The following is a 21,285-nucleotide window of genomic DNA, read 5'->3' on the forward strand; positions in this document are numbered from 1 at the left end:
CAGCGCCATCCCGAGCTCATCGACGGCTGCCTCACCGAAACCGGACTGACCCTCACTTCAGACCCGCCGAAGCCAACCCGAAAAGGTCAGTAACGGTTCACCAGGCACGTCTTCACTCCCGTCATCCCTTCGCGGCGTAGTGGGGAGGCTACTTCGCGTGTCCGTGTACGGGGAGGGCGTCCCCATGAGGAACCCCCTAGAAACGTTCCGCCTTGCCCGATGGGCCCGTTGACTGAGTGTCAGCCGTCCAGCGAGGAGCGCGCGCAGAGCGTCCGCTTCGGGAACGGTTCCTCAGATCGGCGGCTTCGTCCCCGTGTCCCCCGTCGGGGACGAAGCTGCTCTCCATCTCTTCGGAGGCGTCCCCACATGCCCACGATCGTCCATCGATTCGTCCTCGCCGGTACGGAAAGCGACGTGCCCTTCGCCCGGCGCAAGGTCATCGACCAGGTCCGTACGTGGGGCGTGCCGATGGACGACGAGAAAGCCGACGCCATACGCCTGGTCGCATCCGAGCTCATCACCAATGGCGTGGTCCATGGGAAGGGGCCCGTCACCGTCACGCTCTACCTGCGGTCTGGATCCCTGGTGATCGACGTCCTCGACGGCAACTCATCAGCCCCGCAGATGAGTTGGGCCCAAGACGAAGACGAGAGCGGTAGAGGGCTGGCGCTGGTCGATCTTCTCGCCTTGCGTTGTGCCTGGGCGCCATCTGAACACGGCAAGAACGTATGGGCGGAGATCGAGCTGCCCATGACAGCGCCTGCCATACGAGCCGCCGTTCTGCGCCGGTTCTTCGCGCGTCGGCCGAAGCACGGAATCGTGGCTGGGCCCGAGCCGCTGACCCTGGCGGTCGCGTGATGGTACGACATTCGCTACGACCGACTCCGCTGCCCGATCCCGATGTGGTCTTCCGTCCTACCCGTCGCGACATCGACCCCGTCACCCGGCAACCCACCGAGTACGCGCTCTGGGACCGCCACGAGTGGTTGACCCGCGGCGAGTGCTGGCTGTGGTGCGGACGTGACGACATCGAGGTGACGTGGATCGGGCCTGTCCAGTCGAGCGGCATGCACGCGGCCTTCTACGTCTGCCGCGCATGTCTGTACGAACTGGATCAGCGTGTCCTGGAGACCAACATGCGCGAGGACACGGGCGTCTTGCCGACGAGTCGCAGACCCGCCCACTCGCGGGTCTAGGGCCGCACCTCTCCCCCAAGGACAGCCGCCCCACGGCATCACTACTCCCCGGCCGTGGGGCGGCCATCGACCTCCCGCCGGAGCCCTGGCGGGAGAACCGAAAAGGAAGGAGCACGAGGTGGAAGAGCCCACGACACCGCCTCCGGCCCGGAGTGGCCTCCTGGTGGCGGTGACAGAACTGACCGCCGTCCATGACCGGTACGACAGCCTCCGGTCGGACAACCAGGGTAGTTCCGGCGACGCGCCGTGGCCGGGTGGAGACGGCAACCTGCACGACAGCGAGTAAGGCACCAAGCGGTGAGGGCCGGCGCGGTCAGCCGTGCCAGCCCTCACCGTGTCCGAAGCAGTGATCGAACCCATGGAGGACGCACGATGGAACATCGGTTGATCAGCGCCATCGAGACAGCACTCGGATGGAGCGGACCCGAGGGGCTAGGCAAGGACTTCGTACGCGGGAGCATGGACGACCCCGCACTCGTCTCCCGCATCATGACCCCGAACCGTCTGCTCGACATCGCCATGCGCAGGAGCCTGAACCGCCCGCAGTTCCGGTGCTTCCAGAAGGGCGAGGAGGTCCATCCGGCCATCTACTACACCGACAGCGTAAGTCCCCGGGGCCAGAGCATTTCCATGGTCAACATGCGCAGCCTGGGCAGGCTCCTGGGGGAAGGCGCAACGGTGATCATGGACCAGGCCAACGTCTTCGATCCGACCATGGAAGTCGCCTGCCGGGCCCTGCAGTGGTGGTCCCGCGAGCGAGTCCAGGTCAACGCGTACCTGACGACGAACGACGCCTCCGGCTTCCCCCTGCACTGGGACGACCACGATGTCGTCATCGTCCAGCTCGCGGGTGAGAAGGAGTGGGAGGTCCGCGCGACCTCCCGCAACGTCCCGATGTACCGGGACGCCGACCCCAACACCACTCCGAGCGACGAGATCATCTGGTCCGGCCTGATGCGGACCGGCGACGTCATGCACATCCCCCGGGGCCACTGGCACCAGGCGACACGAACCGGCAGCGGCTCCGGCAAGAGCCTTCACGTCACGTTCGGCATCACCAAGCGCACGGGGGCGAGCTGGCTCGCGTGGCTGGGCGACTGGTGCCGCGAGCACGAGATCTTCCGCCACGACCTCGATCGCTGGCAGGGAACAAGCAGCGAAGCCCTGACCGAGGCCGCCGCCCAGCTGGTCCGTGAACGCTCTTCGGCCGACTTCCTGGCCGCGTACGAGCAGGAGACGACGCTGCCTTGGCACCTGCCGTTCCTCGACATACTCGGGCCACTCGACGCCGTGGTGTGCACCACCCACTTCCCGCCCCGGATCCAGGAACATGGAGAGACCGTCGACGTCGTGACCTCAGGGAAGAAGGTCACTCTCGCGGCCAAGGCCCTACCCTCCCTGCGGCTGTTGCTGAGCGGGCAGCCGGTCGAGTTGGAGCGGGCCGCGGCCGTCGTGGGAGCCGAAGTAGCGGAGGTCGCCGAGATCCTGGTGAAGGAGGAGCTGTGCGCGGTGCTGACCCCCGAGTTGTCCTCGGGCTACACCGGTCTCGTCATGAACGCCAGCTCCTGACCGGGGCGCTCAACCTCGGTGTCACCGCACTCGACACCAGCACCAACTATCTCGGCTTCCGCTCGCATCAGGTCCTGGCGCAGACGGCCGGCGACCTGCTGTCGAAGTTCACGGTCTCCACGAAGGTCGGCTATTTCCCGGGGCTGGACGGGGCGGAGCATTCCCTCGACCCCATACGTCTGTACGCGGCCGTGGAGCAGGCGGCTGGGAACCTGGGACGGGAGCCGGAGCTGGTGTTCCTGCACAACCCGGAACACTCGCTCCGCGAGGCCACCGCTCACGGCCAGGAGGTGCTGGCAGAGGCGTGCGCTGCCCTCGACGATGCCACGGCCAAGGGCCTGTGCGCCGCCTGGGGCATCGCGTCCTGGGACCCGTCACCGCTGGTGAGCTTGATCGACCCGACCGTACCGAGGCCGTCAGTCCTCATGACCCGCGCCGGCCTGCTGGTCGGAGCCAGAACTCTGGATGCCGCGGATGCCCTCACCAAGGCATGGGGCCTGAGCGGCGGCGAGGTGTGGGGAATGAGCCCCTTCGGGGGCAGCACCAGTGACTCGGTGTGGGCCAGGATCGACCCACGTGTCTTTCTCCGGGATGGCGGCCGGCTCTCCCGCATGCAAGCGGCCTTCAGGGCCGCGTACCACCTCCCGCGGGTCGGCTCCGTCGCCGTGGGCACCGATGAACCCGCCCATCTGGGAGAACTCGTCGGCGCCCTGGCCGGCGAAGCCGAGGAGCGAACCATCGAGGAGTACCGGAGTCTCCTTCGGGACCGCTCGCGTGGTCAGCCTGCCTGAAGCTCCTTGATGACCTGTTCGGCCATGCGCCGGGCGGGTTCCAGCCGAGGGTCCTCAGGGTGCGCGTACGGTCCGAGGATCTTCGAGCAGGCGAACAACGTCATCAACTTGCCGTCCCGGCCCTCGAAGTCAGACCGACGCTCGTGCCAGACGCGATCGGCCAGAGCCGGGACAGCAAGAGAACTCGCCCACAGCGAGGCAGAGTCGAGCCCCCGGGGCGCGTTACCCCAGTCCTCCCAGTCGAAGAGACTGAACGCCGGAGCGGTCATGTTGGCCCAGTTCAGATCCGCGTGCGCCGGCACCCACCGCTCGATGGCCGTATCGAAATCGCCGGAGAAGGCACCGCGGATGGACTCGGTGACGAGGGTCTGGGTGATGGTGTCGGTGTCCGGTGTGGCGACCCGCCTCGTGCTCTGGGCGGCCAGCGCGTCCAACGAGGCGTTCAACGCCGCCCACCAGCCCTCCGGCAGCTCCGGGGCTTCACTCAAGATGGCGCTTCCGACAGGAGCCCCCGGCAGGAGCTCGGTTTCGTCGGCCCGCCACATCACCGGCCCGTCCGCGGCCCGCCAGACCACACATCCGTGCCATTCGGGCTGGACAATGTCTTCCAGAAGCGCGGCACTCTCAGTGCCGTTCCACCCCTGGTCGGGGATCTTGTCGAGCAGGCGCCGCTCGATCCGCACCCAGGTGCCGCGGTCGGTTCGGGCTCCGACGGATCGGCGCTTGCGCACCATCGTGTCCGTGAGTAGCCCCACTTCCAGAGACCGCTCGACGCGATCAAGAACCTCGTCAACCGGCTGTACGCGTAGATCGACAGCCTGACCCGTGGAGACCGAGAGCGCCATGGACGCGACCGTAGCAGCGATATGGCAGGAGGTGTCCGGCGCCGAGGCGTGGGCAGCAGCAGCCAGCCACGCCGAGTGCTGACTGGGGGAACCTGTCGTAGGCGGGTCTCCGTACGTCGGTCGGGGGTCGCCGATGCCGAGTAGTTCCCGCGACTCCGTCAGCTATCGCCGACTTGCCCGACGGAGCCTTGGGACTACACCGAGTCTCACGGAGATGGACAATTCCCCGGGTGGATCCTGCCCCTCTTGCCGGTCGATGGCGCTGGCGCTGGTGACCGTCACGGCCTCGGGGTTGTTCCTGCTCGCGATGTCGTACTCAACGATTCCGCTGCGTGCTGGTCATCGCGCCCGTCGAGGTGCCGGGAGGAAGCTGGCCGTCCTGCGCGGCGAGTGCCGCGTCGACGAAGGCCCGCACCAGCGCGGTCACTTCGGACGCTGGGACGTCCCTCGTCCAGTTGCTGACCGCGTGCCAACCGCTGCACTCCAGTTGGAACCGATGAACACCGTGTGTGTGCTCCAGCTCGCGGACGTACGGCTGCCGGGAGCAGCGCCCGTGTCGTTCGGTCTGCTCTAAATACGTGCTGACCACGCTCAGGTGGAACCGGCGCGGCAGGGTCCGCTGTTCGAGGCAGCCGCGGCACTCCAGGAGGTGCAGTGCGCCGCCTTCGAATTGGAGGAAGTGGTACGGCGGAGCCTTGCCCTCACGGATGTTGCAGCTGCCGCAGAGTGGTCCGCGAACATGACCGTGCTCATGGCAATGATCCCACGCGGACGCCTGACTTTTCTGGCACAGACGGCACAGGTAGTCGTCGGCCCGAGTGCCACGTCGGCGGGCCGACTCGTACTGAATCCCGTGCAGGTGGCCGGTGTAGGCCCGGAAGGCGGCGCCGGAGCACGGCGGGCACCTGGTGACGTAGCCCTTACTGGTCGATGTCCGCCAGCCGCCCCAGTACGGGCCCTGGGCTCCGCAGGTGGAGCAGAGCCGGGCCCGAGCGACCAGTTTGTCCTCCTGCTGCTCCCAACGATCCAGAAGCTCGATGTAGGCGCGGGGCAGCAGCCACTTCTTGCCGGACCATGTCAGCAGGTCCAGCGGGCGGTGCCAGCCAGGTTCTGCGAGTACCGGTACCGGCTGCTGGCCACAACAAACTCCTCCCAACTCAGGTCCCCGGGCAGCCCGTTCGACCCGACCCGCTTCCAGGAGTTGTTCCGCTCCTCGTACGAGCGTCCGTCGTGAGCTTTCTGGCGGGCCTGCCAGAACATCCACGACACCAGCCGGCGCCGCCAGTCGACGCGGTACCAGTCCTCCGGATCGCGTTCCCCGGTGTCGCGGTACGCGGGCAGTTGCACATCGACGACGTCGTCCAGGTCCAGGCGCAGGTCCGCGAATGCCTGCCCAACGCGACGGATGTCTCGCTCGTCGTACATCCAGCGCGCCTTGTGCTTGTAGCAGCGCACCGCTATGTCACCGAAGAAGACGTGGCCGTGCTGTGCCAGCCCCGGCATATGAAGAAGCTCGTCAGGATCCAGCGGCACGATGGCGTTCTGTGTCAGGTCCGCAAAGAGGGAGCGCGCATACTCCCGGCTGATGGGCATGAGCGCATGGTGGCAGTCACCACTGACAACGCCCGCCGGACCGGTTGCACTTACCGCTCTGCACACGTCGACTGGTCCAGTTGATCCCGGAATTGCTGCAACAGCATGAGCAAAGCGGTCTGTCACTCGGTCAGTTGGGATCTCTACGCTCTGCCTCATGTCGAGGCAGAAGCGAGGCAGGAAGCACCGCACGCCCTAGAAGCGAGCACCGCGTTCTCCCTCAGCACCGCGCTCCCGTGCGGCGGATCGCCGCTGCGGGGGAGTTTGGACGTGACCGCGACATTGCTGCAGCACGCGAAGCCAGACCAGTTGGTGGAGCTGTTGTTGCCGCAGCTGTGGGTGTCGATCGTCGACGGCAGCGCCCAGCCGGTAGACCTGGTGATCCGGAGCAGAAACGGCGACCGGGTCCGTTACGGCTCGCTGAACCGTCTTGGACGGGCAGGTCCTGGAACGGGCACTGCGTGTTGGTCCTGCCCGATTCCGAGCGGATCGTGGACGCCACCGTAGAGCAGTTTGACGAGGTCCGTGAGATCGGCGCGGGCCCGATGATCGGAAGGGTGGCCTTGTCGGTGGATGCGACGCAAGACAGCGGGCTCATGGAGCCAGGCGCACAAGTAGTACTCCAGCGCGGAGACCTGGTGCCGACCTACACCGTCGCCGGGCCTGAGGCGCTGGCCTCCATCGTGGACCACTCGGAAGTGGCGGCCCACACTGACGGCCACCGGCGCACCGAGGTGAACGTTGCTTCCTGGCGTTGGCTACCTTGCGAGGTGAAGGTGTGCGTGAAGACAAAGCAGGCGGCAGCACCAGTGCCGCCTGTCGCGGCTCGTGCTCAGCTCCGTATGTAGACATCACGAAGGACATGCGGCTTCTGCCGTACGAATGGCTTAGCCGGAGGCGTTGAGACTGGATTCCTCCAGCTCGTGGGACTCACCGGGGGAAGACTCACGGACGAACGCATATAGCTCGTCGAGCGAAAGCCCCAGTTCGGCGGCCAGAGCAGCGACGGTAAAGAATTCCGGCGTGGACGTGCGGCCCTTCTCAATACTGCGCACGGTCTCGACGGAGATTCCCGCGCTGCGGGCCACGGCCTCAGCCGAGCGCCCGGAGGCACGTCGGGCATTCGTCAGTCGGGAAGCCAGCATCTGCCCGCGACGCTGTGCGGCGGGATCAAGCCTCCTTCGTGGCATGGGTGTAACTATACCTGTATCATTACCCCATGACGGTGATCGCGGCGGCCGCTTCCACTAGTTGGCCTGAGGATGTGCTGCGGCTGAACGCCGTCTGCCCGTACTACACGATGTTTCCACTGGACTTCCCTCTCCAGCAGCTAGCTGCGCATCCGGCGGCGACCCGGGTACTGGACCCGTTCTGCGGGCGGGGCACCACGCTGTACGCCGCGCGGCTAGCAGGACTGCCGTCGGTGGGAATCGACATCAATCCGGTGGCCGCCGCAATCGCTCAGGCCAAGCTCATCAAGGTCACACCGGGCGCAGTGGTGCGGCTGGCCCGACAGATCCTCGACAGCGATGCACAGGGGGAGCTACCCGAAGGTGATTTCTGGCAGTGGTGCTTCGAACGGGAGACGCTGCGGGATCTAGTGACATTGCGCGAGGCCCTGCTAGAGATGACCACGCCGACGGCGGCCATGCTTCGGGCCGTCATGCTGGGCATCTTGCACGGGCCGCGCAACAAGAACCTCCCGTCGTACCTGTCGAACCAGATGCCGCGGACCTACGCGTCCAAGCCCGCCTATGCAGTGAAATTCTGGACCAAGCGCGACATGGAACCGGTGCACGTCCCGGCCTTGGAGGTCATCGAACGGCGGGCCAAGCGGCTACTGGACGCGGCCCCGCTCGCTCAGGGTGGCAAGGTCTACTTGGGTGATTCCGTCGAGACACTGGACGGCCTGCGGCAGAGGTTTGATCTGGTGGTCACCTCGCCCCCGTATTACGGCATGCGCACCTACGTGGCCGATCAATGGCTGCGCTCGTGGTTCCTCGGCGGCCCCCCGGAGGTCCCCTACGGCACACACGGGCAGATCGCGCGACAACCGAATCAGGAAGCGTTCACCCAGGCCCTGGCCGAGGTGTGGGCCGCCGCCGCCCGCCGCTGCCATCAGGGTGCCCGGCTGGCGATCCGTTTCGGCGCTCTACCCTCGGCCCGCACCGATCCCGAGCAGATGCTGCTGGCCTCTGTGAAGGAGTCGAAGGCCGGGTGGGTCGTCAAGGAGGTCCGGCCAGCCGGCACCCCAGCCAAACCGAAGCGGCAGGCCGAGCAGTTCGGCAAGGCCGGCTCCGCCATTGATGAGATCGACCTCACCGCCGAGCTGACTGGACTTGCCCGCTGATGCGGGAACTCGGTTACTTCCAACAACTACGTGACGGATTGTCAACGCCCCATGCCATCCTGTGGGGGCCAGACGAGTGAGCCACTCGCCTGTGACAAGACGAACGTGGTGTGGGGAGAGGCATGTTCGACGCAGACCAGATCAAGCAGCTCAAGCATCTGATCGGCGACCAGGTCGAAGCCGGTCGCGCGGAGCTGGACAAGCTTGTCGAGCAAGCCCGTGGCATCCGCTCCGAGGTCAGGGTAATCAAGCCGCGAGCGGCGACATCGGTCGCACTGATGGCGTCTGACGGTGGCAACAACAAGGTCGCCTTCAATCCCTTCTACCTGCAGGTCGTCCGCGTCGTTGACTCCAGCGGTAAAGAGCTGTGTATGGAGGTGGTCGCCCCGATCTCCGACATCGACGACCTAAGCCGCCGCCAGTTCCACGAAGACGGCAGCCCCAGCACAGCCCTGGGCAGGATGATGCACGGACTCGGTGTCGAACGGCTCCAGGACCTGTCGCCAATGATGTCCGGCAAATCCCCCAGCTGGGTCCAAGTCTTCCGGGACCTGTGTGAGTGGGCCACGCTCTATGACCTCATCTGCCACCGCGACTACGCGGTCGACACCCTGATCGTCCGCGATGGCCTCCTGCGCGCGAAGATCTTCAAGGGTGAGCTGTTCGTGAAGATGGGCGAGCTGATCTACCAGGCCATAGAACGGATCTACCGCCAAGACCGGCGCAAGGTGTGGCTGGTAGGACTGGCGAAGAAGACCCAAGTCTTGGAGTACTACCGGCTGGCGATCTCACTGTCTGGCGTGTTCGACAACGGCGCCGCCTGCTTCGCAAAGGTTCCGTCGGAGATGCTGGACGAGGTGTACCTCTGGGACGAGTACACGAGGGACATCGAGGACGACTCCACAGGCGAGAAGCCAAAGTTCAATTTCGGTTCGATGTACTTCGTCCGTTTCGGCCCCTACTCCGGCGACCCTATCTGGACCGTCGACGTCATGTCTCGCCAGGACAGAGAGGCCCAGGCGATCTTCGGGTATCTGCAAGCTGACGCGGTGGCCGGCTTTCCCATCCCGCTCTATCCCAACTGCATCCAGCAGGCCGACAGCTTCTCCCGCGTCGCCGACCTCGACATGGACATCATCGAAGACCACCTCGTCGACGCTGTGCGCGAACAGGTTGGCGAGGACAAAGCCCCGGTCATCGATGCTCTGCGACTGGCCTCTGATGTGGCCGCTCGCCGGTACGAATAACACCCACTTCTGTCCGTCCCGCCTCCCGTGGAGCAAGAACTGTCATGAGCCTGTTCGAGCGCGACAAAGTCGTCGGCACCTTCCGCGGCTTCTCCGAAAGCGGAATGGAGTTCCACGCCGACCTCGTGCTGCCGCACCACGACGACTTTCAGTCCATGGCCATGCACGGCCAGTTCGTCCTCGTCCAGCTTGAGCACGAGCGTGAGGCGCTACTCGGGCGTATCACCACCATCTCCTCCCAGGGGCGCCTGGTGTCCCCCATCGGCGAGGACTACGCCACACGCGCGGTGCGCGACCAGCGGCCCATCCCCGACGAGTTGCGCGAGCGCTACCTGAAGTACAAGGTTGACATTCGCATCCTCGGCGTCCTGCGCATGGAGGGGGACAAGCACATCTTCGTCCCCAGCCACCGGCGTCTTCCCCATGTCGGCGCCCAGGTCGCGCTTCTGGGCGATGATCTGCTCGCCGAGGTCGTCAACGCCAAGGACACAGACAGTGGCGCGGTGCCGATCGGCTATCTCGCTTTCGGCGAGTTCGTCTACGCCGGCAACGACAAGCGCGTGGGCGATACGTCCTGGATGCAGCTCCAGCAGCCCGCGATCATGCCGACCTTCCAGATCGACAAGCTCGTCGCCCGTCGCAGCTTCGTCTTCGCCCGCGCAGGTTTCGGAAAATCGAACCTGGTCAAGCTGCTCTTCTCCGCCTTGTACGAAGGCCAGCCCACTGTCCCACGCCGCTCTGGCGAAGCTCCCGTCGGCACGATCATCTTCGACCCAGATGGCGAGTACTTCTGGCCCGACTTCAAGGGGCGCCCCGCCCTCTGCGACGTACCGCACCTGCGCGACAAACTGGTCGTCTTCACCAACCGCAAGGGCCCCAGCGACTTCTACCAGTCCTTCGTCGTCAACGGCGTCAAGATCAACATCAAGGAACTGCAGGCGTCTCGGGTGCTGGGTATCGCTCTGCCCCCCGAGAAGCAGGACCAGCAAAACGTCGTCAAACTCAAGTCCCTCGACGGCCCCAAGTGGAGCCGCCTCGTCGACCTGATCCACCGTGACAAGTACGGTGCAGACCGCGACCAGGTCCGGGAAATTCTGCACCTCGACCCCGGCCAGGAAGCCGAGACCAACGCCGCGATCGGCAACATGACCCGCGTCGTAAACGCACTCCACGACCCTGACAGCCAGCTACTTACCGCGCTGAAGGACTGCCTCTCCCAGGGCAAGCTCTGCGTCGTCGACATCTCCCAGATGCGCGGCTCCCAGGGACTCCAACTCGCTGGAGTCATCCTCGGCGATATCTTCGAGCACAATCAGAACCAGTTCACCGAGGCCGAGCCTAAATCCATCCCCACCATCGCCGTCATCGAAGAGGCTCAGTCTGTTCTCGGCGGATCCTCCCAGAGCGAAGACGGCCCCTTCGTCTCCTGGGTCAAGGAAGGCCGAAAGTACGACCTCGGCGCTCTGCTGATCACCCAGCAGCCCGGCAGCCTGCCGCAAGAACTCCTCAGCCAGGGCGACAACTTCTTCGTCTTCCACCTGCTCTCGCAGGGCGACCTGATCTCGTTGAAGAAAGCCAACGCCCACTTCTCCGAAGACTTGCTGGCCACCCTGCTGAACGAGCCGCTCGTCGGCAACGGAATCTACTGGTCCAGCGCACCCGGGACTGACCGCCACTCGCGCCCCTACCCCGTCTCCGTGCGTGTCCTCAGCTTCGAGGACTCGTACAAGATGGCCGACCCCGATTACGGGCTCCCGGCTCCTGAAAGCTTCGCTGTCCAAGCGCGAGCCGCGGTCGAAAAACGGCGCACTGAAGCGAGGGCTGCTTCCGCCAGCCTTGCCGCCAGCCACCCCCAAGATGCCAGCACCGACCAAATCGAAGACGTACCGATCGCGGACGACACTGACATCGCCATAGCTCACCTGCGGGATAAGGCCGATTTCCAACGGAAGATTAAGACGCCCGAAGGTATCAAGTGGGGAAGGATCGGCTTCCTACTTGCTGAAAAAGCCCCCGAACATGCCAAACGAACAGGTGCAGACCGTGAGTGGGGATTCGGCTTGGTCAAGGGAGCCTTGGATCGCCTGTACCCCGACCAATGGACCACAGACACGCGCAATGATCCGGGTACCACCACGCCCCGCAAATGGGTCATGCTCAAAGAGTTCGCTTCGAGAGGCGAGTCGAAAGTAGAGCAGGCTCTGAGTGAGGCTCTGCTCGACTCTGCAGAGGCGGAAGAAGAGCCACCCTTCTAAGCTGGTTCCACTATCGAGAGGTGTGGTCCGTGAAGCCACGGACCTGCTGAGATTTGGACATCGAATTTGAGACCCTGAATCGCTGACAGAGGACAACAGTTCGCCGGGGGCAGACAGGAAAGATCCCGCAAGGACTGGTGTGCTGCCGCAAACCATGTCAACGTACAACGCGCTGACGGAAAACCTTCCCCCTGAGCCCATGGAGGCGCCCCTGCACCCGCACCACCCCAGCGATTCCTCCCATCCCGACTCATCAGCCCCGGTCTACTGGGTCGCTCCCCGCCACCTGGCCGGTGACGATGGCGCTCTCGCCGAGCGGATCGGCGACACCCTGGCCGGCCTCGACTGGCGCATGTGGCCCACGGCCCGCAACACCCTGCTGTACGTGAGCCCGGACGGGCTGTGCGGCGCCGAGTGGATCCTCGCGGCCTACCCGTTCGAGCTGGGCGGACTGCCCGTGGCCTGGCAGTTGAGCGCCCGCTCGCATGCCGCCTCCACAATGGCGGAGTGGAACGCCTACTTCACCGTCGGCGTCCCGTACGAGGCGCTTGCCGACCTGCTCGTCGCGCTCGACGCCCGTGAGGCGCCGGACGCCGGTTACGCGGGGCTCGAGATGGTCGTCAACGCACTCAGTGCGCGGGGCTGGGTCCGCGACGTCGACCGGCCCCACACCACCGCCAGCGACCCCGGGTTGTCCTCCAACGTCTCCCTGGAGATGCTGCCGCCGCTGATCCAGGACGCCGATCCGCGTCCCGATCTGGTGGGTTGGCAGGCATGGGCGCAACCCATTCTCCGCGCCCCGTATTTGTGGTGCGCCAGCTTCAGCGCCAGCGTCCCGCATGAGCTGGTCGCCGCGTTCGCCTCCTCGCTCGCCTCACCAGACCCAGTGCCCCGTCGCACGCTGCCCGAGAGCACCGAGGGCCGGCTCAGCGTCGTCCGCCGCAGCTGACAATCCGCGCCCTGGAGCGGCTCGTGCTGCTCGTCGCCAATTGGTCTGAATTGCGCGTTCCCTGTGCCCGTCCGATGACAGAGATGGAGACTTCATGTTCCGACGACGTACTCGCGCCGACCGTGAGTTCCTTAGGGCTCAGCGTGAGGCGCTCGCGCTGCTGCAGATGCACGCGCGGGAGCCGATGCCGTTCGACAGCGTCCAGGCCGAGGCGTCGGCTGGGTCGGGTTCGGAAGCGGTTGCGACTGACTTCCTGCCGGCCGATCTGCGGGTGCCCTCCAGGCAGGACGTCGAGGGAATGATGATGCGCTGGATGCAGCCGCTCGTCATCGATGGCGAGGTACATGCGTGTGCGACGTGTGGCCTGTACCGGGACTGGATCGTCTTCTGCCTGCGCGACGACTCGGTGTGGCTGCGCTGCCGGTCCGGTCACCAAGTGCAGGAGCCTCGCCCGGACGCCGCCTGGTACAACCGCAACTCCGGTCCGGTCGACCACTGGCATCCCACCCTTGAGGACGGGCTGCGCCACCTCGGCCACTGACCTCCGAAACCCCACCCCTACGTATCGCCGGCGCCCGGAGGGCCGGCCTGGTCAGACCGTCCGCTCCGCACCAAGTTTGGGGTTTCGCATGCGCTTTCACACCACGACCGTCCTCCGGCTGAGCACCCAGGTGCTCGTCGGCAGCACACCCATCACGGTCACAACCCAGAAAGTGCCCGCCCCGCAGATGGGCGACGAGCGGTGGAGCCAGCTGCTCACCTTCACCGCCGGCGGACGCAGCAGCGTCGTCAAGGAGACCGCCGTCCGCACCGGGACGGTGGTCGTGGTGCTCTCGGGCTCGTCTGCACTGGTCGATGCCCACGCGGAGAAAGCGGTGGCGAAAGCCCGTGTGAACCATTGAGTCCGTCTGAAAGCGTCGCAGGCCCGACCGATGTTTCCGGTCGGGCCTGCGACGTACTGGGGCCAGTGTCAGCGACGGTGCGGGCGTGGTGTCATGGGCGCTGGCCGGTGGGCGGCGTTCCGGTGGGGCGTCGTGGTCTGGGGCTTTGCAGTGGCGGCGGCTGCTGGGGCGTAGTCGGGGAGGTCCGTGGTGCGCCGCAGACGCCAGACCAGGATGTCGCTGATGGAGTCGGCGGTGTCCAGTTCCCTGCTGGCGGCGGCCTCGGCGAGTAGGGTCTGGGTGTTGTGGCCTGCCTGTGTGGCGTCGGTGAGGGTGGCGGCCAGGGCGTCCCAGCCGGGCTCGGCCAGGACGGTCTCGGCGAGCTCGGGCAGGGCGGCGCGCACAGTACCCGCGTGGTGGCGGCGCAGGGACGGGGCGATACGGCGGCCCCGTTCGCGCAGCACAGTGAAGGGTTCGACGGCGGCCTGCCGGTAAGCGGCCCGCAGGTGCTCGGCGGCCCGGTAGGCGGCCTCGGCCTGCTGGACGTGCTGACGCTGGGCGTGCCAGTGGGCGGCCGCGATGGCGAGGAAGATCAGCGTGTCCAAGACCATCGCGGTGCCGGCCCCGTCCTCGCCCCTGCCGAACGCGGGCCCGCTGTACAGCAGGTCGCGGGCCGCCCGGCGTAGGCCCTGCGCGTGGCGGAACTCTGCTCGGGTGTGGGAACGGGAGGCCCGTTCGAACTCCCTTGCCGCCTGGCGCAGTTCGTCGCGGGTGTGGAGGGCGGAGGTCTTCGCGAGGGCATCGAGGACCTCGCCGGTCGCGGCGATCTGGGCAGCTGCCGCGCCGTCGTCGCCGTTCGCGTCGAGGACGAGCAACGCCGCCCAGGCCGCGTGCGCGGCAGTGCGCCGCGCGGTAGCGGGTGCCGAGAGCGCTGTGGGGCGTTCCGACCACTCACCGTCGAGAGCCTCCGGTAGGGCGGAGTCGGTGGTGAAGCGTTCCTGAATGCGGGGCAAGGACAGGTCGGGGGCGAGGGTGGATCCGGCGTAGAAGATCGGCTCCTTGTCCCCGTTGCGGTCGCCGGGCAGAGCGACCGTGTAGCCCTTCAGGTCGCCGAAGGGCAGCACCCTGGTGCGCACGAGAAGCCCGGCGTCCTTGAGGCGGCCGAGGAACTCGTCCGTGGAGTCGGCACCGGCGACCGCGCGGCGTACCGTCTCGCGCAGTTCCTCACGCGCGGCGCGGTCCCGGCCCTGGCGCTCGGCCTTGTGCCGCTCGGCGCTGGTGGTGCGCTTGGCGGCGGTGCCGTCGCCGGAGGTGACGCGGTGGAGGTCGTAGTCGGCTTCGATGAGGCGGGCTTCGGCCTGGGCGCGTTTGCCGGATCGGTGATGGTCGGGACGGCGGCCGTCTTCGCGGACGAGGGTGGCGATGATGTGGATGTGGTCGTCGGCGTGGCGGACGGCGGCCCAGCGGCAGCCTGCACCGTCGCCGGGGTCGATGCCGGTGGCCGCGACGATACGGCGGGCGATGTCGCCCCACTGCTCGTCGGTCAGGACCGGGTCGTCGGGGGCGACGCGCACCGAACAGTGCCACACGTGCTTCTCGGGCCGCTGGTCCTCGTCGAGTAGGTGGAGGGGCTGGTCGAGGATGTGAGCGAGGTCCTTCTTGGTGGCCGAGGGGTCGCGGCCGGGGTCGGGGGCCATGTGGTCGAAGGAGGCGACCAGATGCGGATCGACGTGCTCCTCATGGGTGCCCTTGCCGTAGAGGTAGCGAAGCAGGCCGAAAGTACTGGTGCCCTGCCGGTGGATGCTCGGGATCAAGCCGGCTCACCCTCCTGCTCCTGGGGGTTGGCGACCCGGTCGACGGCCTTCTTCACGGCGACGGCCGTGCTGTGAACGTCGCCGAGCACCTCCTTGAGGTAGGGCACATCACCACCGGAGTTGAGCACCTTGGCCACCTGGTTGAGATTGCTGCCTGCCCAGCCGAGCTGCCGGCGCATGGCGAACAGCTCGGTGAGCACATCGCGTTCGGTGGCAATGGTGGCGGCAGTGCGGGACTGGTCGCGGGCAGCTGCCAGCGCGGAGTAGGCGAGGAAGCCGGCCAGACTCATGCCGACGGCATCGGCCCCGGCCTGGATGACGGCGTGCTCGCGATCGCTGAGACGGACGCTCTGAGCGGGACGCTGCTTCTTCGCGCGCGGACGCGCCTTCCCCTTGATCTTGGTCCGGCGCTCGCCGACGACCCTTCCTGGCTGCGATCCGCCCTCGGTTGCAGCCTTCCCGTCCGGCGCCCCCTGGTGCCGGACGGGCCCCGCCACCCCTGGGGCGGGGTCGGGTTCGGGCGCTCCCCCTGCGGGGGAGTGTCCGAACCTCCAACTTGCTGTGCTGTTCAGGCCGGTGGTCATCTCCCCTTCGGGCGTGGGGAGTTCGTAGTTCGGGTCGTGCATGGGTCGGTTCTCCGTGGGTGCTGTTGCCGGGTGCTTCGCTGTGCGCAATCCCTGTGCCCCGGGCTTGTCTGCCTGGGGCACGGGGTGAGCCGGAAGGGCGGGGCGGTCGGTGTGTTTGCGGGGCTCAGGTGGTACCGACGGCGGCTGTGCCGCGTTGCCTCTGGCGCTCGGAGGCGGCTTCGACGCGTCCGCCGACAGGCTCGGTCTCGGAGCCGTCGTGGGCGGCGGGATCTGGCCGGTCGGTGCGCTCGATCTGCAGCTGGTCGCGCAGGGTGCGGGCGCGGGTCTGGCTGATCCTGAGTTCGTTGCGCAGGCGCTGTGCGGTCAGCCGGTCGTCGCTCCAGTCGGCGGTCAGGCGTCGGGCCTCGGCGAGGACTTCGGCGTCGGTGCGCGCGCGGTCGGCCGCCGAGTTGATGGTGGCGGGGACCCGACCAGCCGCACGGCGCGGGGCGACTCCGCTCGACTCAACCGTGGCGGTCGACCGGGACGGTCGGGTCGAGGGGGCCGTCTGGGCGGCCTCGGTCGCCCTCGGCACGGGCGTGTTGACGACCTTCACGCGGGCCGATTTGGCCTGGTCAGAGCCCGACCGTGCGACCGGCTCGTTCACTTGCCGACCAGCCGCTGAGGCAGAGTCGGCCGCCTCGGGGTTGTGGTGCAGCACTTTTGCGACGAGGTCCGACCCGAAGTAGATCGACCCGACCGGTAGCGAGGTCGCCAGGAGTACGAGGGCGCAGTTTGCCGGGTCCCAGTCGGTCAGTCGGCCCCACCGGGTCGGCATGGTGTGCAGGGCCGGGGTCAGGCCGTGGACGTAGTTCAGCAGGAGGCTGGCGATCGTGTAGGTCGCCAGGACCCGCAGCGCGAACTTCCGGTCGGCATCGGGCAGCACGAGTGTGGCGATCAGCGCGAGGGCCATCAGCCCGTCGACCACGATCGGGTAGAACAGGGCGGCGGTGGCGTCGGCGCCGATGGCGCGGGCGACGTCGGACAAGGCGTTCCACGAGACCCGGAAGGCCATGAGGACCACAGCCATCAGGCCGAGGACGAGGGTGGATCGTGCACCGCGGTTCGGGCGATGACTCTCAGCTCGTGCGTCGGCGCGGCGCCGGTAGAGAGCTCGGAGCCGGACGAAGGCGGAGCGGTGGCTGTCGGCGCTGGGGATGGCGGCCGGGGGTATCGGAGTGGGGGAGGGCAAGTCAGATATCTCCAGGGTGGGCGCAGGCGGGCATGAGGTGAGGTCTCCGAGGAAGCCGTCCGGGCATGGCATTGGTGCTGCCGACGGGCGGTGAAGGTGGGATTCGGGTGCGCCGAAGGGGTCGTTGATCAGGCGCCGGCGCCGATAGGGCACCGCGCCGGTCACGAGGCTTCTTGCCGGGCCAGCTTTGCCACGGCGAGGTCCACGCGGGTGGGGTGCGGCGTCGTGCGGGGTGCGTTGCCCTGGGCGTGGCCGTCGAGCCCGAGGCGCCGGCTGCGGCAGGGCTCGCCCTTGTCGGCGTGGCACCACCGGCACGGGACGCCGAGAGCGTCGGGCTGTCCGGCGGCGACGGCGGCCTCGCGGGCGGCACGCGCGGGCCGGTAGGGGGCGAGTGTCGCGCGGACGGCCGGCGGGATGGACGATCCGACGGTGGCGAGGCGGGCATCGATGTCCCGGTGCTGGCCCCCGGCGAGCTGTCGGTGCGAGGAGGGCGCGGCCATGCCGGTGGCGACGGCGTGCCGTGTGCCGAGCAGTTCGTTGCGCCAGGCGGCGGGGTCGTCCGGATCGGCGGCCGGGGTGGGATCGGTGTGCCGGTCCAGGCGGTCGCGACGGTAGGTGCGCCACTTGCGGGCGACGTCCACCGGGAGAATCGGGTACGGGGAGGCCAGGACGTGGGCCCGTATCGCCTCGCGGACGTCCCAGCCGTGATCGGTGGCGAAGGGCACGTCGTCGAGTAGCTCCTGCCACTGCGCGATCTGGTCACGGGCATCACCCGTGCTGGCGGCGATGGTGCGGGGATCGAGGCGGCCGATGTAGGCGAGGACGGCGGCGACTTCGCGTCGGTCCAAAGGCGGGTTACTCCGTTCCGGTGGGTTCGTCGAGGGCGGCGAGCAGGGCGGCCGTGTGCGCCTCGGTGCGCGTCATGCCGGTGGTCGAGGTGGGAGTGGGTGTGCCACCGGGCAGGGCGTAGAGGGTCGGGCGACCGGGGGCGGGGGTGCGTTCCCGAGCGATCCACGCACGCCAGTCCGCGGCCCACGCGTCGGCGGTGCGGGGATCCCACAAGCTCCGGAAGGTGCGCCACTTCGCGTCGGCGGTACGCAGGCCGTGCTCGCCTAGGCGGTCGAGATGCCCGTCGTGCCGGAGCCAAGCGTGGGCGCTGTCGTCGATCTGCCACTCGGCGGCGGAGATGAGCGGGGTAGAGCTGCTGCTGCTCTTACTACCGTTCACCTTCGGTTCTCTTCTGTTCTGGGGGTCGGAATCCGCACCCCCCTCGGGTCGGAATCCGTACCCCCTGGGGGCCGGATTCTGTTCCCCGGGGCCGGGTTCCGATCCCCCCTCGAAGGGCTCGGCAGGGTCGGATTCTGACCCCCCGAGGGCCGGATTCCGGCCCTGTTGGGGTGCCGGATTCCGGTCCCCCTCCCGAGGCTCATCGCCGAGGAAACGGGCGGCGATGGGGAGGCGGTAGTACGTCTCTCCCCTGGGCCCCTTGCGGCCAGGGAGCTGCACCAACTCGCCGTCGGCGATCAACTTGGCGAGCGCATCGCGCACGGCTGTGCGAGAGGCGTTGGCGCGCTTCATGAGGGCGGGCACGGACGCGTACGCGACGCAGTGCCGGTCGCCGCACCGGTCGGCGATCAGGGCGAGGACCATGCGGGCTGTGCCCTTGCTGTGGCTGTGGTCCCACACCCATTCGCGGGCGTCATAGCTCATCGGGCGGCGGCTCCTGGGGGTCAGTGCATGGAGGTGCAGTCGGCCCTTGTCGGGCGGTGCACAGGGAGGGGGGTTGGCCCACCGCCCCGGCCGACGGCGCGGGGGAGGGCTGGTGGCGTCGTATAGCCAAGACAGCCACATCCATGCCGCTCAAGTCCAGCATTCCGCCGAGAAATTCAGACAGCTGACGGCGAACGCTTACTGCGAGCTAGGCATCCCCAAAATTATAAACGCGAATCGGCCGCTGCCGAAATAACGGACCGTCAGGCGAAGCCAGAAGCATCACATCGGCAAGCCGTTGACGCGCCGCCGACGGGGAAGCTACAACACAACACCGCACGTCACAGCATCGATCGACGCACCCGTCCGCGCCCTCGTCCCGACCCCCGAAAACCTCTCCCCGGCGTACGGCGCGGAGCGCAACATAGCCGACGATCGCCGGTTACCAAAACCGGCGATTGAGCCTTTCAATTGGAGCCATGCCCCCACGCTCATTGGAAATCGGGCCGGCAGGAATGCAGGCGGCCCGTGCCATCGAAATCCTCCGCGCCGAACGCGGCCTGTCACAAAGGCAGTTGGCCGACCGCGTGACAGCCCTCGGCCACCCGATGTCCAACACCATGTTGTCCCGCATCGAGCGCGCCCAGCGCCGATGTGACGTCGACGACCTCATCGCGATCGCCGAGGCCCTTCACGTCCCGGCACCCGCACTGCTGCCCGGCCGCCCCGCAGTCTGAACCGCCTTCGCCGCGCCGCAACTCGCCCCATCCCGCACCCGAGTGAGGACCCACCGCCCTTGCGCCTGCCCGCAATACCCCCGGCTCCCGCCTGCCCCCAGCGCCCCTCCGCGACGGAGGTGATCGCGAATGGCTGACCGCCTCCTGACCGTCGCCGAGGCCGGCGAAATACTCGGCACAGGCGAGCGCTTCGTCCGCCGCCTGATCGCCGAGCGTCGCATCCGCTACGTGAAGCTCGGCCGCCCGGTCCGCGTCCCCGAGAGCGCGATCGCCGAGTACGTCGAGGCGCGCACCGTCGAGCCGGTCCGCCGTGTCCGTACCCGCTACGGGAAGGCCGCCTGATGGCGGGACGCAAGCCGCAGCGGCGGCGCGAGTTCGGCACGACCCGCAAGCTTCCCTCCGGTCGATGGCAAGCCCGCTACATCGGCCCCGACGGGCAGCGGCACACCGCTCCGGAGACGTTTGAGACCAAGTCCGACGCCCAGGAGTGGCTCAACCTCACCCGCGCCGACATCGAGCGCGACGTGTGGCGTGACCCGGACGCGGGCGCGGTCAACTTCGAGAAGTACGCGCTCCGTTGGAAGGAGGAGCGCGGTCTGGCCCCGACCACGCTCGACCGCTACGACGGGCTGCTGCGCCTGCACATCCTGCCGACCTTCGGTGGGAAGGACCTGGACGAGATCACCCCACCGTCCGTCCGCACCTGGCGTGCTGAGCGGCTGAAGGCGACCGGCGCCACGACGGTCGCCAAGTCGTACCGCCTGCTGAAGGCCATCCTGCAGACGGCGGTCGACGACGACCTCCTGCGCAGCAACCCGTGCCGCATCAAGGGCGCCGGCAAGGAGGAGGCCGACGAACGCCCCACCGCGACCATCGAGCAGGTCTTCGACCTCGCCGACGCCATGGGCCCACGCTGGCGCCTGATGGTCCTGCTCGGCGCCTTCGCCTCCCTCCGCCCGGAGGAGTTGGCCGAACTGCGCTGTCGAAGTGTCGATCTCGCCGCATGCTCCCTGCGCGTCACGCAGGCTTCTCCGGAGCTGACCAACGGCAAGCGCGTCACCGGCGACCCCAAGACCCGGGCGGGCAAGCGCACCGTGTACCTGCCCGACTTCATGCTTCCGGAGCTGCGGCGGCACCTGCAGTGGTTCGCCGAGAAGGAGGTGGACGGCCTGCTCTTCATCGGTGAGAAGGGTGCTCCGTTTCGTCGCTCCACCTTCGGCCGGAAGTGGCGCAAGGCGCGTACCAAGGTCGGCATCCCGGAGAACTTCCGTTTCTACGATCTCCGCCACACCGGCAACACCCTGGCCGCCGACACCGGCGCCAAGCTGAAGGACCTGATGGTCCGCGCCGGCCAATCCTCGGAGCGCGCCCAGCTGATCTACCAGCACTCGACGGCGAAGCATCAGCGCAGGCTGGCTCAGGGCATCGATGCTGAGGTGCGTCAGCGGCTGCGTGAGTCGGGCACGGAGGAGCAGCAAGTTGGAGGAGTGTGAGTGCGTTGTGGCAAAGGGAGTCCCTGTTCGATAAGGG

Annotated in this window: 23 protein-coding genes; 14 read left to right on the plus strand and 9 right to left on the minus strand. The window is 67.5% G+C overall.

Annotated elements, in window-relative coordinates:
• Positions 1-366 precede the first annotated feature (366 nt).
• The 4 genes from JHN45_RS53465 to JHN45_RS37560 all read left to right on the plus strand — a co-directional run bounded on the left by JHN45_RS53465 (position 367) and on the right by JHN45_RS37560 (position 3,556).
• On the plus strand, positions 367-858 hold the full coding sequence (locus tag JHN45_RS53465; RefSeq protein WP_236584554.1) for an ATP-binding protein: 492 nt from the start codon (positions 367-369) through the stop codon (positions 856-858).
• Complete coding sequence (locus JHN45_RS53470) at positions 858-1,196, plus strand: hypothetical protein (protein WP_236584557.1); 339 nt, start codon at positions 858-860, stop codon at positions 1,194-1,196. Before JHN45_RS53465 ends, JHN45_RS53470 begins: the two co-directional genes overlap by 1 nt.
• 372 nt (positions 1,197-1,568) lie before the next feature.
• Positions 1,569-2,765 (plus strand): JmjC domain-containing protein, encoded by a 1,197-nt coding sequence (locus tag JHN45_RS37555; protein WP_201054057.1) that lies wholly within the window; start codon positions 1,569-1,571, stop codon positions 2,763-2,765.
• Positions 2,699-3,556: an aldo/keto reductase gene (locus JHN45_RS37560; RefSeq protein WP_201054059.1), complete on the plus strand. Its 858-nt coding sequence runs from the start codon at positions 2,699-2,701 to the stop codon at positions 3,554-3,556. Before JHN45_RS37555 ends, JHN45_RS37560 begins: the two co-directional genes overlap by 67 nt.
• Here JHN45_RS37560 and JHN45_RS37565 read toward each other — a convergent pair.
• From JHN45_RS37565 to JHN45_RS53475, 3 genes are all read right to left on the minus strand, one after another.
• Positions 3,544-4,401 (minus strand): hypothetical protein, encoded by an 858-nt coding sequence (locus tag JHN45_RS37565; RefSeq protein ID WP_201054061.1) that lies wholly within the window; start codon positions 4,399-4,401, stop codon positions 3,544-3,546. The two genes, JHN45_RS37560 and JHN45_RS37565, sit on opposite strands and share 13 nt — an antisense overlap.
• 316 nt (positions 4,402-4,717) lie before the next feature.
• A complete protein-coding gene (locus JHN45_RS37570) occupies positions 4,718-5,557 on the minus strand; it encodes an endonuclease VII domain-containing protein (protein ID WP_236584555.1) in 840 nt (279 codons plus the stop codon).
• Positions 5,479-5,994: an endonuclease VII gene (locus JHN45_RS53475; protein WP_236584556.1), complete on the minus strand. Its 516-nt coding sequence runs from the start codon at positions 5,992-5,994 to the stop codon at positions 5,479-5,481. The genes JHN45_RS37570 and JHN45_RS53475 overlap by 79 nt, the downstream gene beginning before the upstream one ends.
• A gap of 461 nt (positions 5,995-6,455) precedes the next feature.
• On the opposite strand from JHN45_RS53475, the gene JHN45_RS37575 reads away from it, so the two are divergent.
• Entirely contained in the window at positions 6,456-6,842 is a 387-nt protein-coding gene (locus tag JHN45_RS37575) for a hypothetical protein (RefSeq protein WP_201054063.1), read from the plus strand.
• Between the two features lie 39 nt (positions 6,843-6,881).
• Here JHN45_RS37575 and JHN45_RS37580 read toward each other — a convergent pair whose 3' ends face one another.
• Complete coding sequence (locus JHN45_RS37580; RefSeq protein ID WP_201054064.1) at positions 6,882-7,184, minus strand: helix-turn-helix transcriptional regulator; 303 nt, start codon at positions 7,182-7,184, stop codon at positions 6,882-6,884.
• Between the two features lie 29 nt (positions 7,185-7,213).
• On the opposite strand from JHN45_RS37580, the gene JHN45_RS37585 reads away from it, so the two are divergent.
• The 6 genes from JHN45_RS37585 to JHN45_RS37610 all read left to right on the plus strand — a co-directional run bounded on the left by JHN45_RS37585 (position 7,214) and on the right by JHN45_RS37610 (position 13,697).
• Entirely contained in the window at positions 7,214-8,344 is a 1,131-nt protein-coding gene (locus tag JHN45_RS37585) for a class I SAM-dependent methyltransferase (RefSeq protein WP_201054065.1), read from the plus strand.
• A gap of 122 nt (positions 8,345-8,466) precedes the next feature.
• Complete coding sequence (locus JHN45_RS37590; protein ID WP_201054066.1) at positions 8,467-9,591, plus strand: hypothetical protein; 1,125 nt, start codon at positions 8,467-8,469, stop codon at positions 9,589-9,591.
• Positions 9,592-9,635: 44 nt separating this feature from the next.
• Positions 9,636-11,846, plus strand: a complete 2,211-nt coding sequence (locus JHN45_RS37595; RefSeq protein WP_201054067.1) for an ATP-binding protein — start codon at positions 9,636-9,638, stop codon at positions 11,844-11,846.
• 199 nt (positions 11,847-12,045) lie between these two features.
• On the plus strand, positions 12,046-12,795 hold the full coding sequence (locus JHN45_RS37600; RefSeq protein WP_201054068.1) for a DUF317 domain-containing protein: 750 nt from the start codon (positions 12,046-12,048) through the stop codon (positions 12,793-12,795).
• Between the two features lie 94 nt (positions 12,796-12,889).
• Entirely contained in the window at positions 12,890-13,336 is a 447-nt protein-coding gene (locus JHN45_RS37605; protein WP_201054069.1) for a hypothetical protein, read from the plus strand.
• Between the two features lie 88 nt (positions 13,337-13,424).
• Positions 13,425-13,697 (plus strand): hypothetical protein, encoded by a 273-nt coding sequence (locus JHN45_RS37610; protein ID WP_201054089.1) that lies wholly within the window; start codon positions 13,425-13,427, stop codon positions 13,695-13,697.
• A gap of 68 nt (positions 13,698-13,765) precedes the next feature.
• On the opposite strand, the gene JHN45_RS37615 is transcribed toward JHN45_RS37610, so the two are convergent.
• From JHN45_RS37615 to JHN45_RS37635, 5 genes are all read right to left on the minus strand, one after another.
• A complete protein-coding gene (locus JHN45_RS37615; protein WP_201054071.1) occupies positions 13,766-15,490 on the minus strand; it encodes a relaxase/mobilization nuclease domain-containing protein in 1,725 nt (574 codons plus the stop codon).
• Positions 15,487-16,116, minus strand: a complete 630-nt coding sequence (locus JHN45_RS37620; RefSeq protein WP_307783304.1) for a mobilization protein — start codon at positions 16,114-16,116, stop codon at positions 15,487-15,489. Before JHN45_RS37620 ends, JHN45_RS37615 begins: the two co-directional genes overlap by 4 nt.
• Positions 16,117-16,240: 124 nt before the next feature.
• The gene (locus tag JHN45_RS37625) at positions 16,241-17,146 is read right to left on the minus strand and encodes a DUF2637 domain-containing protein (protein WP_201054072.1); all 906 of its coding nucleotides are present in this window, start codon (positions 17,144-17,146) and stop codon (positions 16,241-16,243) included.
• Positions 17,147-17,469: 323 nt separating this feature from the next.
• Positions 17,470-18,156: a hypothetical protein gene (locus tag JHN45_RS37630; RefSeq protein WP_201054074.1), complete on the minus strand. Its 687-nt coding sequence runs from the start codon at positions 18,154-18,156 to the stop codon at positions 17,470-17,472.
• 7 nt (positions 18,157-18,163) lie between these two features.
• The gene (locus tag JHN45_RS37635) at positions 18,164-19,018 is read right to left on the minus strand and encodes a helix-turn-helix domain-containing protein (protein ID WP_201054076.1); all 855 of its coding nucleotides are present in this window, start codon (positions 19,016-19,018) and stop codon (positions 18,164-18,166) included.
• A gap of 479 nt (positions 19,019-19,497) precedes the next feature.
• On the opposite strand from JHN45_RS37635, the gene JHN45_RS37640 reads away from it, so the two are divergent.
• The 3 genes from JHN45_RS37640 to JHN45_RS37650 all read left to right on the plus strand — a co-directional run bounded on the left by JHN45_RS37640 (position 19,498) and on the right by JHN45_RS37650 (position 21,248).
• Positions 19,498-19,755 carry a helix-turn-helix domain-containing protein gene (locus JHN45_RS37640; protein WP_060904833.1) on the plus strand — a complete coding sequence of 86 codons (258 nt, stop codon included), beginning with the start codon at positions 19,498-19,500 and terminating at the stop codon, positions 19,753-19,755.
• Positions 19,756-19,884: 129 nt separating this feature from the next.
• The gene (locus JHN45_RS37645; RefSeq protein ID WP_201054078.1) at positions 19,885-20,097 is read left to right on the plus strand and encodes a helix-turn-helix domain-containing protein; all 213 of its coding nucleotides are present in this window, start codon (positions 19,885-19,887) and stop codon (positions 20,095-20,097) included.
• Positions 20,097-21,248 (plus strand): site-specific integrase, encoded by a 1,152-nt coding sequence (locus tag JHN45_RS37650; protein ID WP_201054080.1) that lies wholly within the window; start codon positions 20,097-20,099, stop codon positions 21,246-21,248. The genes JHN45_RS37645 and JHN45_RS37650 overlap by 1 nt, the downstream gene beginning before the upstream one ends.
• The last annotated feature ends 37 nt before the right edge of the window (positions 21,249-21,285 follow it).

Origin of the sequence: Streptomyces sp. MBT53, from assembly GCF_016654115.1 — a bacterium.
GTDB lineage: Bacteria > Actinomycetota > Actinomycetes > Streptomycetales > Streptomycetaceae > Streptomyces.

Bases quoted from the DNA above. Each gene is read 5' to 3' on its own strand.
- JHN45_RS37590 (WP_201054066.1), top strand. From the start codon at position 8,467: ATGTTCGACGCAGACCAGATCAAGCAGCTCAAGCATCTGATCGGCGAC.
- JHN45_RS37635 (WP_201054076.1), bottom strand. From the start codon at position 19,018: ATGAGCTATGACGCCCGCGAATGGGTGTGGGACCACAGCCACAGCAAG.
- JHN45_RS37600 (WP_201054068.1), top strand. From the start codon at position 12,046: ATGGAGGCGCCCCTGCACCCGCACCACCCCAGCGATTCCTCCCATCCC.
- JHN45_RS37620 (WP_307783304.1), bottom strand. From the start codon at position 16,116: ATGCACGACCCGAACTACGAACTCCCCACGCCCGAAGGGGAGATGACC.
- JHN45_RS37645 (WP_201054078.1), top strand. From the start codon at position 19,885: ATGGCTGACCGCCTCCTGACCGTCGCCGAGGCCGGCGAAATACTCGGC.
- JHN45_RS37595 (WP_201054067.1), top strand. From the start codon at position 9,636: ATGAGCCTGTTCGAGCGCGACAAAGTCGTCGGCACCTTCCGCGGCTTC.
- JHN45_RS37555 (WP_201054057.1), top strand. From the start codon at position 1,569: ATGGAACATCGGTTGATCAGCGCCATCGAGACAGCACTCGGATGGAGC.
- JHN45_RS37640 (WP_060904833.1), top strand. From the start codon at position 19,498: ATGCCCCCACGCTCATTGGAAATCGGGCCGGCAGGAATGCAGGCGGCC.
- JHN45_RS37565 (WP_201054061.1), bottom strand. From the start codon at position 4,401: ATGGCGCTCTCGGTCTCCACGGGTCAGGCTGTCGATCTACGCGTACAG.
- JHN45_RS53470 (WP_236584557.1), top strand. From the start codon at position 858: ATGGTACGACATTCGCTACGACCGACTCCGCTGCCCGATCCCGATGTG.
- JHN45_RS37585 (WP_201054065.1), top strand. From the start codon at position 7,214: ATGACGGTGATCGCGGCGGCCGCTTCCACTAGTTGGCCTGAGGATGTG.
- JHN45_RS37650 (WP_201054080.1), top strand. From the start codon at position 20,097: ATGGCGGGACGCAAGCCGCAGCGGCGGCGCGAGTTCGGCACGACCCGC.
- JHN45_RS53465 (WP_236584554.1), top strand. From the start codon at position 367: ATGCCCACGATCGTCCATCGATTCGTCCTCGCCGGTACGGAAAGCGAC.
- JHN45_RS53475 (WP_236584556.1), bottom strand. From the start codon at position 5,994: ATGCCCATCAGCCGGGAGTATGCGCGCTCCCTCTTTGCGGACCTGACA.
- JHN45_RS37605 (WP_201054069.1), top strand. From the start codon at position 12,890: ATGTTCCGACGACGTACTCGCGCCGACCGTGAGTTCCTTAGGGCTCAG.
- JHN45_RS37625 (WP_201054072.1), bottom strand. From the start codon at position 17,146: ATGGCTGTGGTCCTCATGGCCTTCCGGGTCTCGTGGAACGCCTTGTCC.
- JHN45_RS37610 (WP_201054089.1), top strand. From the start codon at position 13,425: ATGCGCTTTCACACCACGACCGTCCTCCGGCTGAGCACCCAGGTGCTC.
- JHN45_RS37580 (WP_201054064.1), bottom strand. From the start codon at position 7,184: ATGCCACGAAGGAGGCTTGATCCCGCCGCACAGCGTCGCGGGCAGATG.